General features: G+C 64.3%; 1 pseudogene. It reads left to right on the forward strand.

Annotation, left to right across the window (positions count from 1 at the left end):
• Positions 1 to 258: pseudogene (locus tag ACLJNW_RS26410) on the forward strand (acetate kinase); the annotation flags it as partial.

Consider the following 258-nt stretch of genomic DNA (forward strand, 5'->3'; position numbering starts at 1 on the left):
TCGCCGCACCGGTCCGCATCGACGAGGCGGTGCTCGCCGAGATTCGTCGACTCATTCCCCTGGCTCCGTTGCACCAACTGCATCATGTCCGTGCAATCGAAGCTTTGACACGCCTGCATTCGGCCCTGCTGCAGGTCGCCTGCTTCGACACTGCCTTCCATCACGGTCAGCCGGCTGTCGTCACCAGCTTCGCGCTACCGCGCTCGCTCACCGACGAGGGCGTGCGGCGCTACGGCTTTCACGGGCTGTCCTACGAAT

The organism is Salmonella sp. SAL4457 (assembly GCF_046548235.1).
In the GTDB taxonomy this organism is placed as follows: domain Bacteria; phylum Pseudomonadota; class Gammaproteobacteria; order Enterobacterales; family Enterobacteriaceae; genus Salmonella; species Salmonella enterica.